The organism is Bacillus sp. V26 (assembly GCF_034296245.1).
Classification (GTDB): Bacteria; Bacillota; Bacilli; order Bacillales; family Bacillaceae; genus Bacillus; species Bacillus halotolerans.
In genome coordinates, this window is record NZ_JAXKQF010000001.1 from 286,919 (window position 1) to 302,918 (window position 16,000).

Consider the following 16,000-nt stretch of genomic DNA (forward strand, 5'->3'; position numbering starts at 1 on the left):
GGCGCGGACTTGTTTGTTTATATCCATTCTAAATGAAGCGCACAGGCTAACAGAATCAATATTGCGAGCAGCAAGACATCAAAAGTTGTCGGAAAGAAAATGGTTCTGATACCTTGGAAAATCGTAATCGGGATAATCACTTGCGCGGATACAAGCCGAATTTGCCTGACCCACGGCGGCAGGGAATAAGAGCTGAAACGTTTCTTCACGGTGCATCCTCCTCTACGCATTTACAAGCATCATATGTATACTTGGTCAATAGGTGCCTGCCCATCTTGTATAGGACGCAGTATTTTTGGAAAAGATGATTGACGAATCAAAAACACTTTTACTATAATAAAGAACATAAATAAAGTATATAATGAGCTGATAGATACACCTGCTTAGAACGGGAAGAGTACAAGAAAGACGCATGCAGAGAGAGAAGCCGCTTGCTGAAAGGCTTCTTATGTTGTCTGATTGGAAGGTCGCCCGGGAGCATAATTTCTTGAAAGAAGAGTAGAGAAATTCGGGAAACCCCCGTTATCCGTTGAAGCGCATGAACTGACAAGGTTCATGAAAAAAGGTGGTACCGCGAAAGAGCTTTTTCGTCCTTTTCCCAAGGATGAAGGGCTCTTTTTTCGTTCTCAGCCATTTTAAACAAGCTGGAGGGTTATGATGGAAACGAATGAACAAACAATGCCGACGAAATACGATCCGGCTGCGGTTGAAAAAGACCGATATGATTTTTGGCTAAAAGGTAAGTTTTTTGAAGCAGGCAGCGATCAGACAAAAGAGCCGTACTCTGTCGTTATTCCGCCGCCAAACGTAACAGGGAGGCTTCACCTTGGCCACGCTTGGGATACCACGCTGCAAGACATTGTAACAAGAATGAAACGCATGCAGGGCTATGATGTACTGTGGCTTCCGGGGATGGACCACGCCGGTATCGCGACACAGGCTAAAGTTGAAGCGAAACTTCGTGAAGAAGGCACAAGCCGATACGATTTAGGCCGTGAGAAATTCCTTGAAGAAACGTGGAAGTGGAAGGAAGAGTATGCTGACTTCATCCGCAGCCAGTGGGCGAAATTAGGGCTTGGCCTTGATTATTCCCGTGAGCGCTTCACGCTTGATGAAGGCTTAAACAGAGCGGTTCGCGAAGTATTCGTCAAACTTTATGAAAAAGGCTTGATCTACAGAGGCGAATACATCATAAATTGGGACCCGGCAACAAAAACAGCTTTATCAGACATTGAGGTCATTTACAAGGATGTTCAAGGCGCGTTTTATCATATGAGCTATCCGCTTGCTGACGGATCAGGTTCAATTGAAATCGCGACGACACGCCCAGAAACGATGCTTGGTGATTCGGCCGTTGCGGTTCACCCTGAAGATGAGCGCTACAAGCACCTTATCGGAAAAACGGTTATTCTGCCTATCACAAATCGTGAAATACCGATTGTCGGCGATGACTATGTTGATATGGAATTTGGTTCAGGTGCGGTGAAAATTACGCCTGCTCATGATCCGAACGACTTCGAGCTGGGCAACCGCCATAACTTAGAGCGTATTCTGGTCATGAATGAAGACGGCACGATGAATGAAAATGCGCTGCAATATCAAGGCATGGATCGCTTTGAATGCCGCAAAAAGCTCGTTAAAGATTTACAAGAGGCAGGCGTTCTCTTCAAAATCGAGGACCATCTGCACTCTGTCGGACATAGTGAACGAAGCGGAGCGGTTGTTGAACCATATCTTTCTACCCAATGGTTTGTGCGTATGCAGCCGCTTGCTGATGCAGCAATTGAATTGCAGGAGAAAGAAGAAAAAGTCAACTTTGTTCCTGAGCGCTTCGAAAAAACGTATTTGCATTGGATGGAAAATATCCGCGACTGGTGTATTTCCCGTCAATTATGGTGGGGCCACCGCATCCCTGCCTGGTATCATAAAGAAACAGGCGAGTTATATGTCGGTCTTGAAGCGCCGGAGGACAGCGAAAATTGGGAGCAGGATACAGACGTGCTGGATACATGGTTCAGTTCTGCGCTCTGGCCTTTCTCCACTATGGGCTGGCCTGATTTGACAGCTGAAGACTTTCAACGCTATTATCCGACTGACGTTCTCGTTACAGGCTACGACATCATTTTCTTCTGGGTGTCACGCATGATTTTCCAAGGGATTGAATTTACTGGCGAACGTCCGTTTAAAGATGTTTTAATCCATGGCTTAATCCGTGATGAGCAAGGCAGAAAAATGAGTAAATCTCTTGGCAACGGTGTCGATCCGATGGACGTGATTGACAAGTACGGAGCCGATTCCCTTCGCTATTTCCTGGCGACTGGAAGCTCTCCTGGCCAAGATCTTCGCTTCAGCTATGAAAAAGTGGAATCGACTTGGAATTTTGCCAATAAAATTTGGAACGCTTCTCGTTTCGCGTTAATGAACATGGACGGCATGACATATGAAGAGCTTGATCTTTCAGGTGAGAAATCAGTAGCTGACAAGTGGATTTTAACGCGTTTAAACGAAACGATCGAAAGTGTGACACAGCTAGCTGATAAATATGAATTTGGTGAAGTCGGCCGCCATTTATATAACTTTATTTGGGACGATTTCTGTGATTGGTATATTGAAATGGCGAAGCTTCCTCTATACGGAGAAGACGAAGCTGCTAAGAAAACAACCCGTTCCATCCTTGCTTATGTTCTGGATCAAACGATGCGCCTGCTCCATCCGTTTATGCCATTCTTAACGGAGGAAATTTGGCAGCACCTGCCTCACCAAGGAGAATCCATTACTGTAAGCACATGGCCTGTTGTTGTGCCCGAGCATACAGACACTGAAGCTGCTGCTGACATGAAGCTTCTCGTTGAGCTGATCCGTTCTGTGCGTAATATCCGCAGCGAAGTAAACACACCGATGAGCAAGCAAGTTGAACTGTACATTAAAGCGAGCACGGACGAGGTCGCAGCCCGTCTCGAAGCAAATCGTTCTTATGTGGAACGCTTTACAAATCCGAGCGTGCTGAAAATCGGTACAGATATTGAAGCTGTTGATAAAGCAATGACGGCAGTTGTCACAGGAGCAGAGGTCATACTTCCGCTTGAAGGTTTAATTAATATCGATGAAGAAATCGCCCGTCTGCAAAAAGAATTCGATAAGCTGACGAAAGAAGTCGAGCGTGTCCAAAAGAAACTTGGAAACGAAGGATTTATAAAAAAAGCGCCTGCGCACGTAATTGATGAAGAACGTGAGAAAGAGAAAGATTATGTGGCAAAGCGTGACGCTGTTCAAAAACGAATGGCTGAGCTGAAGGGCTAATGAAAAGCCGAGGCGGTTTCTTGAGAAACCGCCTTGTCTTATAAAAGAGGGGATTATCATTGTTTACTGCATATGAAGAAGCGCGCAGCTGGATTCACAGCCGTCTAAAATTCGGAGTGAAGCCCGGTCTTGATCGAATGAAGCAGCTGATGGCGCGATTGGACCATCCTGAAAAGAAAATCCGCGCGCTCCACGTGGCGGGAACAAACGGAAAAGGATCAACTGTCGCTTTTATCCGTTCTATGCTGCAAGAAGCGGGATACACTGTCGGTACGTTTACATCGCCTTATATCATCACATTTAATGAGCGCATCAGCGTAAACGGCACACCTATTACAGATGAGGAGTGGGTCACACTCGTTAATCAGGTGAAACCGATCGTTGAAGAGCTTGATCAAACTGAACACGGTCAGCCGACAGAATTTGAAATTATGACGGCTTGTGCATTTTTATATTTTGCTGCGTATCATCAGGTTGATTTTGTTATTTTTGAAACAGGTCTGGGCGGAAGGTACGATTCTACTAATGTTGTCGAACCGCTTTTAACTGTCATCACAAGCATCGGACACGACCATATGAACATCTTAGGAAACACCATTGAAGAAATCGCAGGCGAAAAAGCCGGGATTATAAAAGAAGGCATTCCGATCGTGACAGCCGTTACCCAGCCGGAAGCCTTACAGGTAATCCGGCATGAAGCTGAACGAAAATCTGCTCCTTTTCAGTCATTGCATGATACAAGCAGGATTTATAATGAAAAGGCTCTCCCTGCAGGAGAACAGTTTTCTTTAAAAACCGGAGAAACGTGTTATGAAGATATTCGAACATCACTCATCGGTACGCATCAAAGACAAAATGCGGCATTGTCCATTTTGGCTGCCGAGTGGCTTAACAGGGAAAACATTGCTGAAATGAGTGATGCTGCGTTAAGAAGCGGGCTCGTAAAGGCTGCTTGGCCGGGCAGATTAGAGTTGGTTCAGGAACATCCGCCGGTATATTTAGACGGCGCCCATAATGAAGAAGGGATCGATAAGCTGACTGAAACGATGAAGCAGCGTTTCCCGGATTCCGACATTTGTGTGGTGTTCAGTGCGTTAAAGGATAAGCCGTATCATGACATGATTAAGAAACTGGAAACGATCGCGAACTCGATTCATTTTGCTTCTTTTGATTTTCCGCGTGCTTCTCTTGCGAAAGATCTGTATGATGCTAGTGAAATCAGCAGCAAAAGCTGGAATGAAGATCCGGAGCATGTGATCAAATTAATAGAAAGCAAAAAAGGTTCAAATGATATCGTACTCATTACGGGATCACTTTATTTTATTTCTGACATTCGAAAAAGAATGCTGTAATGACTTTGGCCCGGCAGAATCAATAATAATATTCTGCCGGGATTTTTTCTGTCAAAATCTAAAATTGCTTATTATAGATCAATATGCTTGCTGTGCTACAATCCATAGCATAATCCTAAAGAGAGTAAAGGTGTGTTGTCTATGATTCCGATTCTTTTTGTCCTCGGCCTTATCCTCGGTTCATTTTATTATACGGTTGGATGCCGTATCCCCTTGCACATATCCATCATAAGTCCGCGTTCGGCATGTTCCTTTTGCCGTCGAACCCTAACCCCGACGGAATTAATCCCTGTTTTATCTTTTATTCTGCAAAAAGGCAACTGCAAAAGCTGCGGCCAAAAGCTCTCTCTTATGTACCCGGCGGCAGAGCTCTCGACAGCGTGTTTATTTGCAGCCGCGGGATTTCGTTTCGGTTTGTCTTGGGAACTGATTGTTGCGTTGGTGTTTCTATCTCTTCTAATTATTGTTTCTGTGACAGATATTCACTTTATGCTGATTCCAAATCGCATATTGCTATTCTTTCTTCCCTTTCTGGCGGCTGGCAGAATTATTTCTCCGCTTCTTTCTTGGTATGAAGGCTTTATAGGCGCGGCTGCCGGTTTTCTTTTACTGGCCTTTATTGCCGTCATCACTCATGGAGGAATAGGGGGAGGGGATATTAAATTATTTGCCGTTATTGGCCTTGTGCTTGGTGTAAAAATGCTTGCTGCCGCTTTTTTCTTCTCTGTTCTTATAGGCGCATTGTACGGAGCTGCCGCTGTACTGTTCGGAAGGCTGGCCAGAAAACAGCCGATTCCCTTTGCCCCGGCAATTGCGGCAGGAAGTATTTTCGCTTATTTATACGGTGACTCTATCATTTCCTTTTATGTCAAAACGGCGTTAGGCTGACTGATGAAAAATTTGACGAACGTTTTTTGGACAAGACGACAAAAGTCTTGTTCTTTTTTTTTTCGCCTGTGCTAAAGTGTGTAGCATGAAAAGCCACAAGAACGGTCACACAAATGAAGGGAGGAAGCAGAATTGAAAAAAAGGAAGCAAAAAAAAATCAGTAAAGCGGAAGAAAAAGCCCTTAAGGTGACGATTAATGGAAAAGAAGAAACAGTTTACGAACAAGAGACACCGGAGACAGAGCAAGAAAAAAACATGACGTTTTCAAATTGGGAGGAAAAGAGAAAGGCGGAGCAGGAGGTTGCGGCATCCCATGAACATACTGATGAAGATGAATTCAACTGGGATTCAGACGAGGATAAGGTGTTTAAAGATGACCCCAAAGTTGTACCGCCTTATCAAAAGAAGAAATCGAAGCTCTATTCAAAAGGAAAGTCAGGGTCGGCCAAGCCGGTAAAAAGAGTGGCGGCGACAATTGCCTTTGCGGCGGTTTTAGGCACAGGCTTAGGGCTATTCGCATTGAATATATCAGGCAATAAAGAAGCGTCGGCGCCAGCCTCCTTAGATGATTCTTTAGGCAGCCAGACGGTAAAAGCAGGAGATACATCTGCGGAGAAACAAAGCACCGGCGGAGAAAAACAAGCGGCACAAACGGAAGGTACATATAAAACATATGCAGTTCAAGCAGGAAAGTTTTCAAATGAAAAGGGTGCTGAGACGTTAACTGAACAGCTGACTGAAAAAGGATATTCCGCCGTCTCCCTGTCGAAGGATGACGGGTACACGTATGTCATTGCGGGACTAGCAAATGATAAGGCTGTATCACAGCAGTTAGGGCAGCTTTTGATCGACAGCGATTTTGAAGCTTGGGGAGGCAAGGAATTATCCTTATCAATAGAGTCGGATATGACAGATTCTTTCAAGAAAACAGCAGAGCTCTCTGCGAAGGCGATTCTCGGAGAAGATATCACAAAAGCAAGTGTTAAAAAAATAGAAAAGTCGCTCGGTGAATCAGAAGCGGCTGAAACGGGAGAGAAAAAAGCAGTTTTGCAGGCGTTAAAGGAATTAGAGGACCCAAGTGCTGAAGCCGGATGGAAGGCTCAGCAGCAGCTTTTAGCCGTAATTAAATAATAGAAAGTGCCTGAGCCTTCGTCCTTAGTGACAGGCTTTTTTTATTTTGTCATGAAAAAGTTATTTTTCTGAAATTGTGGCGAGCCTCATGATTTGGTAGGATAAATGAGTATCTTTTTTTCTTAAGCAAACCCTGAAAGGATGACGAACATGGCTAAGCCGCTTATACTTGCATCACAATCTCCGCGAAGAAAAGAACTCCTCGATCTGCTTCATATTCCCTACACCATTATTGTCAGTGAAGTAGAGGAAAAATTAAATCGAAACTTTTCACCTGAAGAAAACGTCCAATGGTTGGCAAAACAAAAAGCTAAGGCTGTGGCCGATCTCAATCCGGACGCAATCGTAATCGGTGCTGATACAATGGTATGTCTTGACGGTGAGTGCCTTGGCAAACCGCAAGATCAAGAAGAAGCCGCTGCTATGCTTCGCAGGCTTTCCGGCCGTAGTCATTCAGTGATAACCGCTGTCAGTATTCAAGCCGCAAATCACAGCGAAACGTTCTATGATAAGACAGAGGTTGTGTTTTGGCCCCTCAGTGAAGAAGATATTTGGACTTATATTGAAACGAAAGAGCCGATGGATAAGGCAGGTGCTTACGGCATCCAAGGAAAAGGCGCACTTTTTGTAAAAAAAATAGACGGAGATTATTATTCAGTCGTAGGGCTCCCTATATCAAAAACAATGAGAGTTCTGAAGGATTTTGATGTAGAAGCCTGACGATTTTTATAAACGGGAAGGGAAAGAAAAGGAGGGCTTGATCATACACGATCTGCCATTAAAACTCAGAGATTTCCCAAAGAAAGAAAAACCTAGAGAACGGCTGCTGAAAGTCGGAGCCGAGAACTTAGCAAACAACGAACTTTTGGCTATTTTATTGCGGACAGGCACAAAGAACGAATCTGTTATGAACCTTTCAAACAGGCTTCTGCGCTCGTTTGACGGGCTGCGTCTGCTGAAAGAAGCTTCCGTTGAGGAGCTGTCCAGCATCCCGGGAATCGGCCTGGTGAAGGCTGTGCAAATACTGGCAGCAGTTGAACTAGGAAGCCGTATTCATAAACTAGCCAATGAAGAACATTTTGTAATCCGCTCCCCGGAAGACGGCGCAAATCTGGTCATGGAGGATATGCGCTTTTTAACCCAGGAGCATTTTGTCTGTTTATATTTAAATACAAAAAACCAAGTCATCCATAAACGCACTGTTTTTATCGGAAGTCTGAATTCATCTATTGTCCACCCCAGGGAGGTATTTAAAGAAGCGTTCAAACGATCTGCTGCTTCCTTTATTTGTATCCACAATCATCCTTCGGGGGATCCGACGCCGAGCAGGGAAGATATTGAAGTGACAAGACGGCTGTTTGAATGCGGAAACCTGATTGGCATCGAGCTGCTTGACCATTTGGTGATTGGCGACAAAAAATTTGTGAGTTTAAAGGAAAAAGGATATTTGTAACACTTTTTTTTTCGTCGAATTAAGCTATAATAGAGTTTATGAGTTTTTCCCTTTAGGGTATTTTTGCTTTAAGAAAGGAAGATACATACATATGTTTGGAATTGGTACAAGAGACCTTGGTATAGATCTTGGAACTGCGAATACGCTTGTTTTTGTAAAAGGTAAAGGAATTGTTGTGAGAGAGCCGTCAGTCGTTGCTCTGCAAACGGATACGAAATCGATTGTTGCTGTCGGAAATGATGCGAAAAATATGATCGGACGGACTCCTGGAAACGTAGTGGCTCTTCGCCCGATGAAAGACGGCGTTATCGCTGATTATGAAACAACGGCTACCATGATGAAATATTACATCAATCAAGCCATTAAAAATAAAGGCATGTTTGCCAGAAAACCTTACGTGATGGTTTGTGTGCCATCCGGCATTACTGCGGTTGAAGAGCGTGCTGTTATCGATGCGACAAGACAAGCAGGAGCGCGTGACGCGTATCCGATCGAAGAACCGTTTGCTGCGGCTATCGGCGCCAATCTGCCGGTTTGGGAACCGACTGGAAGCATGGTTGTTGATATCGGTGGCGGAACGACAGAAGTTGCAATTATTTCCCTCGGAGGTATTGTAACATCTCAATCCATCCGCGTTGCCGGTGATGAAATGGACGATGCGATTATCAACTACATCAGAAAAACATACAACCTGATGATCGGGGACCGCACTGCTGAAGCAATTAAAATGGATATCGGCTCTGCTGAATCCGCAGAAGAATCCGATAAAATGGAAATCCGCGGCCGTGACTTGCTGACTGGCCTGCCGAAAACGATCGAAATTACTGGAAAAGAAATTTCTAATGCTTTGCGTGACACTGTGTCAACCATTGTAGAGGCAGTGAAAAGCACACTTGAAAAAACACCGCCTGAGCTTGCCGCAGATATCATGGACAGAGGTATTGTGTTAACCGGCGGCGGAGCGCTTCTTCGTAATCTGGACAAAGTCATCAGCGAAGAAACAAAAATGCCGGTTCTTATCGCTGAAGACCCGCTTGATTGTGTAGCGATCGGTACAGGAAAAGCACTGGAGCACATCCATCTTTTCAAAGGAAAAACAAGATAATCGGGAGTTCAATAGAAGAGGTGTAACACGATGCCGAATAAACGGTTAATGCTATTACTTCTGTGTATTATCATATTGGTGGCTATGATTGGATTTTCGCTGAAGGACGGCCGTAATACCACCTGGCCTGAGAAACTGATCGGTGATACGACGGGAGTATTTCAAAACATTTTTCATACGCCTGCCGAATTTTTTGCAGGGATATTTGAGAACATTAGTGATTTAAAAAACACATACGAAGAAAACGAGCGTCTGAGAGAAAAGCTTGACGGACAGACAAAATATGAAGCCAAGCTCCAAGAACTTGAAGACGAAAACAAATCCTTGCGTGACGAACTCGGCCATGTGAAATCAATAAAAGATTACAAGCCGATTTTGGCGACAGTCATTGCCAGAAGTCCTGATAACTGGGCGAAGCAGGTGACCATTAACAAAGGGACTCAGCAAAACGTAGCGAAAGATATGGCTGTAACGAACGAAAAAGGCGCATTAATCGGGAAGATTAAAAGCTCCGGCCTTAATAACTTTACGTCTACGGTCCAGCTTTTAAGCGATACTGACCGGAATAACAGAGTCGCAACAACCATTTCCGGGAAAAAAGGCAGCAAAGGCTACGGTTTAATCGAAGGCTATGATAAAGACAAAAAACGGCTGAAGATGACCATAATCGAACGCAAGGATAAACAAGACGTGAAAAAAGGCGATCTGATTGAAACGTCGGGCACAGGAGGCGTATTTCCAGAAGGGCTGACAATCGGTGAAGTGACTGAGATCGAGTCTGACTCTTATGGATTAACGAAAGTTGCCTATGTAAAACCTGCGGCTGATCTTTCTGATTTAAATAATGTGATCGTTGTTAATCGTGATGTGCCGACTGTCGATACAGAGGAGGAAGGATCGTGAAACGTTTCCTTCTCCCTTTCGTTATGATGTTGGTTTTTTCGGCGGAAAGCATCTTTACTGATCTGGTGCATTTCCCGTTCGTCACGGATGACCAGGTGCTCGTCCCGCGTTTTCTGATGCTTGTGCTGATTTTTATGTCGGCTTTTATCAATCAAAAACACGCGGTGATCTACGGTTTTATTTTCGGCTTTCTATATGATATGAATTATACAAGTCTATTAGGTGTTTATATGTTTGGCTTTGCGGGGCTAAGCTATTTGGCGTCAAAAGCGTTTAAAGTGCTGCACACAAACGCATTTGTCGTCATCCTGATTGCTGTTCTCGCTGTTTGCCTGCTTGAATTTTATGTATTCGGCATTCAGTCGCTGATTCACAAAGACATTATGACGTTTAATGGCTTTGTGCTAGACCGGTTTATACCGACAGTTTTATTAAATATGATAAGCGCACTCATCCTGGTTCTCCCATTTAGATTATTTTTTATGAGTCTAAAGAAAGAATTGAGAGATGAGTAAAAAGGATTTTATCTTTTTTTGACGAAATGAGTATGTTGTTGAGGTGAATATTGTGAAGACCAAAAAGCAGCAATATGTAACGATAAAAGGAACAAAGAATGGTTTGACATTGCATCTTGATGATGCATGTTCTTTTGATGAGCTTCTCGATGGTCTTCAGAATATGCTGTCAATTGAACAATATACAGATGGAAAAGGCCAGAAAATCAGCGTTCACATTAAGCTGGGCAATCGCTGCTTATATCAGGAGCAAGAGGAACAGCTGACCGAATTAATTGCGTCAAAGAAAGATTTGTTTGTTCATTCTATTGAGAGTGAAGTCATTACTAAAAAAGAAGCACAACGTATGAAAGAGGAAGCTGAAATTATTTCTGTTTCAAAAATTGTCCGTTCAGGCCAAGTGCTCGAGGTGAAGGGCGATTTGCTTCTAATCGGAGATGTGAACCCGGGCGGGACAGTCAGAGCCGGCGGAAACATTTTTGTTCTGGGTTCGCTGAAAGGGATTGCCCACGCCGGATTTAACGGAAATAATCATGCGGTCATTGCTGCCTCTGAAATGCTGCCGACACAGTTAAGAATCAATCACGTGTTAAATCGCTCCCCAGACCACATTCAAAAAGGGAACGAAATGGAATGTGCTTATTTAGATACAGACGGAAATATGGTCATTGAACGCCTTCAACATTTGGCTCATTTAAGACCTGATCTAACAAGGCTTGAGGGAGGAATGTGAATTGGGTGAGGCTATCGTAATAACTTCGGGAAAAGGCGGAGTAGGTAAAACAACAACATCTGCTAACCTCGGTACCGCCTTAGCCATTTTAGGGAAGCGTGTATGTTTAGTAGATACTGATATAGGACTGCGCAACCTGGATGTAGTAATGGGTCTTGAAAATAGAATTATTTATGATCTCGTAGACGTTGTAGAGGGCAGATGTAAAATGCATCAGGCGCTCGTAAAGGATAAACGTTTTGATGATTTGCTCTATTTAATGCCCGCTGCTCAAACGAGTGATAAAACGGCTGTTGCTCCTGAACAAATTAAAACTATGGTCCAAGAGCTCAAGCAGGAATTTGATTATGTCATCATAGACTGCCCCGCAGGAATTGAGCAAGGATACAAAAACGCCGTTTCCGGGGCTGACAAGGCGGTAGTGGTCACAACGCCTGAAATTTCAGCTGTGCGAGATGCTGATCGCATTATAGGGCTTTTGGAGCAAGAAGAAAATATTGAACCGCCGCGGCTCGTCGTAAACAGAATCAGAAATCACCTGATGAAAAACGGTGACACGATGGATATCGATGAAATCGTTCAGCATTTGTCGATTGATTTGCTCGGTATCGTTGCCGATGATGATGAAGTGATTAAGGCATCTAACCATGGCGAACCGATTGCAATGGATCCTAAAAACCGCGCTTCCATCGCATATCGCAATATTGCCCGCCGCATTTTAGGCGAATCTGTTCCTTTGCAGGTGCTTGAAGAGCAAAACAAGGGAATGATGGCTAAGATTAAGTCATTTTTCGGAGTAAGATCATAATTTCATAGAATAAAAGAGAAGAATCTGACAAAGCAAATGCTGTGTCAGGTTTTTTTGTTTCTGACTGCTCTGTGCTGAAGGTAAATCGAATAATTGCCGTGGACAAGACATATGATGTACAAACCCAACGAATGCAAAGGATGATGGCAATGAGTCACAGAGCAGATGAAATCAGAAAACGATTAGAGAAAAGAAGGAAACAGGTTTCCGGCTCAAAACGTTTCCCTACTCAGACAGGTTCCGAAAAGCAAAAACCGCCGTCTTGGGTCATGGTGTCTGATCAGGAAAAACATGGAACCCTTCCGGTATATGAAGATGGCAATTCGAATTTCAGCGGAAGACACCCTTTGGTGAAAACAGACTCAATTATTCTGAAATGTCTTCTATCGGCCTGCCTTGTTCTTGTTTCTGCCATAGCCTATAAAACAAATATTGGACCCGTCAGCCAGATCAAGCCGGTCGTTGCACAAACCTTCGAAACAGAATTTCAATTTGCTTCAGCAAGCCATTGGTTTGAAACGAAATTTGGCAGCCCGCTTGCATTTCTCGCTCCTGAAAAGAAAAATAAGGAACAGCAGGTTGAAGTGGGGCAGGATCTCGTTGCACCCGCGTCTGGTAAAGTTCAGCAGGATTTTCAGGACAACGGGGAAGGCATTAAAGTCGAAACAAGCAGCGATACAATCGATTGTATAAAAGAAGGCTATGTTGTTGAAGTCAGTAAAGACGGTGAGACAGGGCTGACAGTGAAAGTGCAGCATGCTGACAATACCTACAGCATTTATGGTGAACTGAAAGACGTGGATGTCGCTTTATATGATTTTGTAGATAAAGGCAAAAAGCTCGGTTCGATTAAACTCGATGATCATAACAAAGGGCTCTATTACTTTGCCATGAAAGACGGCGACAAATTTATTGATCCGATTCAGGTGATCTCATTTGAATAAATGGCTTGACCTCATCTTGAAAATTCATGTTCATCCTTTTCTTTGGATTATCATGGCGCTGGGGCTGATTACAGGGCATATGAAAGCATTGCTGTGTTTGCTTGTGATTGTTCTGATCCATGAGCTGGGGCATGCCGCTCTGGCCGTGTTTTTTTCTTGGAGAATCAAGCGTGTTTTTTTGCTACCATTTGGAGGAACAGTTGAAGTGGAAGAGCACGGAAATCGGCCGTTAAAGGAAGAGTTTGCGGTTATTATTGCCGGACCTCTTCAGCACATTTGGCTCCAGCTTGCGGCTTGGATAATTGCAGGCCTCTCAATAATTGATCAGCAGACCTTTGAACTGTTTACATTTTATAATCTAGCTATTTTATTTGTGAATCTGCTGCCGATTTGGCCGCTTGATGGCGGCAAGCTGTTATTTTTAATTTTTTCAAAGCATCTGTCTTTTCAAAAAGCGCACCGGCTGAATCTAAAGACTTCACTTGTGTGCTGCCTGCTTCTCGCATGCTGGGTTTTATTTGCGGTTCCTCTGCAAATCAGCGCATGGGTTTTGTTTGTCTTTCTGGCTGTTTCTTTGTTTGAGGAGTACAGGCAAAGACACTACATCCATGTGAGGTTTCTCCTGGAAAGATATTATGGGAAAAACCGTGAGCTTGAAAAATTGCTACCGCTTACCGTTAATGCTGAGGACAAAGTCTATCATGTCATGGCGGAATTCAAACGAGGCTGCAAGCATCCCATTATTATAGAAAAATCCGGCGAGAAACTTAGCCAGCTGGATGAGAATGAAGTGCTGCATGCCTACTTTGCTGATAAACGGACAAATTCCTCCATGGAAGAGCTGCTGCTCACTTATTAAAATCGATTGACAAACGCCTTGTATTCTGATATATTTTTTAATGTTATGGATGTAGCACCAATGCTACAACCGCTCAGTACAGGTGTTAAGAGTTGTTTTACAGCCCCCTGGTATCTGGCGAGTCTTAGTCTAATAGGAGGTGCAGAGAATGTACGCAATCATTAAAACAGGCGGTAAACAAATTAAAGTTGAAGAAGGCCAAACTGTTTACATCGAGAAACTTGCTGCTGAAGCAGGTGAAACAGTTACTTTTGAAGACGTTTTGTTTGTTGGCGGAGACAATGTGAAAGTCGGCAACCCTACAGTTGAAGGCGCAACAGTAACGGCTAAAGTTGAAAAACAAGGCCGCGCGAAAAAAATCACTGTTTTCAGATACAAAGCAAAGAAAAACGTTCATAAAAAACAAGGTCATCGTCAGCCTTACACTAAAGTGACGATCGAAAAAATCAACGCGTAAGCATGATTCAGGCAACAATCAGACGGTCCCGTACTGACAAAAGCTTATTGTCTTTTGAAATGACGGGCCACGCCGACTTTGCTGAACATGGACAAGATCTCGTTTGTGCCGGAGTAACAGCCGTTGTGTTTGGATCCGTTAACGCGGTCATCGCGCTGGCGGGCTTCGAGCCGCTTCTTGATATAGGAGAAGACGGGGGTTATTTCTACTTTGAATTCCCTGGATCTCTTGATCCGGAGGCGCGCCAAAAAGCTCAGTTGCTGATTGAAGGCATGATTGTTTCGTTAGAGACAATTGAGCGGGATTATAAAGATCACTTGCGTGTGACCACAAACATAATATAGGAGGTGAGCTACATGCTTAGATTAGATCTTCAGTTTTTCGCTTCTAAAAAAGGAGTAGGTTCTACAAAGAACGGACGTGACTCTGAGGCTAAACGTTTAGGTGCTAAACGTGCTGACGGTCAATTCGTAACAGGCGGTTCTATCCTTTACCGTCAACGCGGAACAAAAATTTACCCAGGTGAAAACGTGGGCCGCGGCGGAGATGACACTCTTTTTGCGAAAATCGACGGAACTGTTAAATTCGAACGTTTCGGCCGTGACCGCAAAAAAGTGAGCGTATATCCTGTAGCTCAATAATGATTCAAAAACTCCGGTCGATGATGACTGGAGTTTTTTTTGCAATATGCGGAGTAAGCATCAAGAATGTTATGCAGAGTATGTGCGAGCAGACCCCGCCAAGAATGAGAACGAATGTCTCAAACCCACTGGATATGTTCCCCAAGCAGTAATACATAAAATGTTCTGCCTGGCTGAAAATCAACCGAAGCCAGAAAAAAGGAACATGATATTTCTGGGAAAAACAATTGTTTTTCTATCAAAGCCTTCTCTGTTATAATTCATAATACACACTTATACAGACTCCTAAATAAGAAATCAAATGATTGGGAGTGCGAAAATGAAGGATGTTTCAAAAAATCAAGAAGAAAATATAAGCGATACGGCTTTAACAAATGAACTGATTCATCTTCTTGGCCATTCCCGGCATGATTGGATGAATAAGCTGCAGCTTATTAAAGGAAACTTAAGCTTGCAGAAGTATGACCGCGTCTTTGAAATCATTGAAGAAATGGTGATAGACGCTAAGCACGAATCAAAGCTCTCAAACCTGAAAACACCGCATTTAGCGTTTGATTTTCTTACGTTTAATTGGAAAGCCCAATGTATGACACTTGAATATGAAGTTCTCGGGGAAATTAAGGATTTGTCAGCTTATGATCAAAAATTGACGAAACTGATGAGAAAGCTGTTTGATCTGTTTGAACAAGCAGTCACTAGAGGCAGTGAAAATCATTTAACCGTTTCGCTTCAAACCGATCATCCTGACAGACAGCTGATTCTGTACCTTGATTTTCACGGCACTTTTGCCAATATATCTGCCTTTGACGATTTTCGGCAAAATGGATATGAGGACTTTGATATCATGCGTTTTGAGATCACAAGTCACGAATGTCTGATTGAAATTGGGTTGAACTAGCGGAGTTTTTTAA

At 43.5% G+C, this 16,000-nt stretch carries 19 protein-coding genes and 2 other annotated features; of the genes, 17 read left to right on the forward strand and 2 right to left on the reverse strand.

Annotation, left to right across the window (positions count from 1 at the left end):
* Positions 1-17: 17 nt before the first annotated feature.
* Positions 18-209: a hypothetical protein gene (locus UJ203_RS01490; protein ID WP_024122364.1), complete on the reverse strand. Its 192-nt coding sequence runs from the start codon at positions 207-209 to the stop codon at positions 18-20.
* A gap of 166 nt (positions 210-375) precedes the next feature.
* Positions 376-598, forward strand: a binding site (T-box leader).
* Between the two features lie 59 nt (positions 599-657).
* Between UJ203_RS01490 and valS the strand changes: the two genes are divergently transcribed.
* The 16 genes from valS (at position 658) to rpmA (ending at position 15,089) form a co-directional block, all read left to right on the forward strand.
* Positions 658-3,300, forward strand: a complete 2,643-nt coding sequence (valS, locus tag UJ203_RS01495; RefSeq protein ID WP_322008460.1) for a valine--tRNA ligase — start codon at positions 658-660, stop codon at positions 3,298-3,300.
* A 59-nt stretch (positions 3,301-3,359) separates the two neighbouring features.
* Positions 3,360-4,652 carry a folylpolyglutamate synthase/dihydrofolate synthase family protein gene (locus tag UJ203_RS01500; RefSeq protein ID WP_322008461.1) on the forward strand — a complete coding sequence of 431 codons (1,293 nt, stop codon included), beginning with the start codon at positions 3,360-3,362 and terminating at the stop codon, positions 4,650-4,652.
* Positions 4,653-4,793: 141 nt separating this feature from the next.
* On the forward strand, positions 4,794-5,540 hold the full coding sequence (locus tag UJ203_RS01505) for a prepilin peptidase (protein ID WP_105953483.1): 747 nt from the start codon (positions 4,794-4,796) through the stop codon (positions 5,538-5,540).
* 132 nt (positions 5,541-5,672) lie between these two features.
* The gene (locus UJ203_RS01510; protein ID WP_322008462.1) at positions 5,673-6,671 is read left to right on the forward strand and encodes an SPOR domain-containing protein; all 999 of its coding nucleotides are present in this window, start codon (positions 5,673-5,675) and stop codon (positions 6,669-6,671) included.
* A 150-nt stretch (positions 6,672-6,821) separates the two neighbouring features.
* On the forward strand, positions 6,822-7,391 hold the full coding sequence (locus UJ203_RS01515) for a Maf family nucleotide pyrophosphatase (protein WP_322008463.1): 570 nt from the start codon (positions 6,822-6,824) through the stop codon (positions 7,389-7,391).
* Between the two features lie 37 nt (positions 7,392-7,428).
* Positions 7,429-8,124, forward strand: coding sequence for a RadC family protein (gene radC / locus UJ203_RS01520; RefSeq protein ID WP_024122357.1), 696 nt, complete (start codon positions 7,429-7,431; stop codon positions 8,122-8,124).
* A 91-nt stretch (positions 8,125-8,215) separates the two neighbouring features.
* Complete coding sequence (gene mreB / locus UJ203_RS01525) at positions 8,216-9,229, forward strand: cell shape-determining protein MreB (protein ID WP_010335164.1); 1,014 nt, start codon at positions 8,216-8,218, stop codon at positions 9,227-9,229.
* A 30-nt stretch (positions 9,230-9,259) separates the two neighbouring features.
* Positions 9,260-10,132: a rod shape-determining protein MreC gene (gene mreC, locus UJ203_RS01530; RefSeq protein WP_010335163.1), complete on the forward strand. Its 873-nt coding sequence runs from the start codon at positions 9,260-9,262 to the stop codon at positions 10,130-10,132.
* The gene (mreD, locus tag UJ203_RS01535; protein WP_010335162.1) at positions 10,129-10,647 is read left to right on the forward strand and encodes a rod shape-determining protein MreD; all 519 of its coding nucleotides are present in this window, start codon (positions 10,129-10,131) and stop codon (positions 10,645-10,647) included. Before mreC ends, mreD begins: the two co-directional genes overlap by 4 nt.
* 52 nt (positions 10,648-10,699) lie before the next feature.
* The gene (gene minC, locus UJ203_RS01540) at positions 10,700-11,380 is read left to right on the forward strand and encodes a septum site-determining protein MinC (protein WP_024122354.1); all 681 of its coding nucleotides are present in this window, start codon (positions 10,700-10,702) and stop codon (positions 11,378-11,380) included.
* Between the two features lies 1 nt (position 11,381).
* Positions 11,382-12,188 carry a septum site-determining protein MinD gene (minD, locus tag UJ203_RS01545; protein ID WP_024122353.1) on the forward strand — a complete coding sequence of 269 codons (807 nt, stop codon included), beginning with the start codon at positions 11,382-11,384 and terminating at the stop codon, positions 12,186-12,188.
* A gap of 149 nt (positions 12,189-12,337) precedes the next feature.
* Positions 12,338-13,132 (forward strand): M23 family metallopeptidase, encoded by a 795-nt coding sequence (locus UJ203_RS01550; protein ID WP_322008464.1) that lies wholly within the window; start codon positions 12,338-12,340, stop codon positions 13,130-13,132.
* A complete protein-coding gene (locus UJ203_RS01555; RefSeq protein ID WP_322008465.1) occupies positions 13,125-13,991 on the forward strand; it encodes a M50 family metallopeptidase in 867 nt (288 codons plus the stop codon). Before UJ203_RS01550 ends, UJ203_RS01555 begins: the two co-directional genes overlap by 8 nt.
* Positions 13,992-14,048: 57 nt before the next feature.
* Positions 14,049-14,126, forward strand: a sequence feature (ribosomal protein L21 leader region).
* A 13-nt stretch (positions 14,127-14,139) separates the two neighbouring features.
* Positions 14,140-14,448 carry a 50S ribosomal protein L21 gene (gene rplU, locus UJ203_RS01560; RefSeq protein ID WP_003222620.1) on the forward strand — a complete coding sequence of 103 codons (309 nt, stop codon included), beginning with the start codon at positions 14,140-14,142 and terminating at the stop codon, positions 14,446-14,448.
* Between the two features lie 2 nt (positions 14,449-14,450).
* Complete coding sequence (locus UJ203_RS01565) at positions 14,451-14,792, forward strand: ribosomal-processing cysteine protease Prp (RefSeq protein WP_227597939.1); 342 nt, start codon at positions 14,451-14,453, stop codon at positions 14,790-14,792.
* Between the two features lie 12 nt (positions 14,793-14,804).
* The gene (rpmA, locus tag UJ203_RS01570; protein WP_003222623.1) at positions 14,805-15,089 is read left to right on the forward strand and encodes a 50S ribosomal protein L27; all 285 of its coding nucleotides are present in this window, start codon (positions 14,805-14,807) and stop codon (positions 15,087-15,089) included.
* A gap of 119 nt (positions 15,090-15,208) precedes the next feature.
* On the opposite strand, the gene UJ203_RS01575 is transcribed toward rpmA, so the two are convergent.
* Complete coding sequence (locus UJ203_RS01575) at positions 15,209-15,331, reverse strand: hypothetical protein (protein WP_125825434.1); 123 nt, start codon at positions 15,329-15,331, stop codon at positions 15,209-15,211.
* A gap of 77 nt (positions 15,332-15,408) precedes the next feature.
* Between UJ203_RS01575 and UJ203_RS01580 the strand changes: the two genes are divergently transcribed.
* The gene (locus UJ203_RS01580) at positions 15,409-15,987 is read left to right on the forward strand and encodes a sporulation initiation phosphotransferase B (protein WP_105953486.1); all 579 of its coding nucleotides are present in this window, start codon (positions 15,409-15,411) and stop codon (positions 15,985-15,987) included.
* The last annotated feature ends 13 nt before the right edge of the window (positions 15,988-16,000 follow it).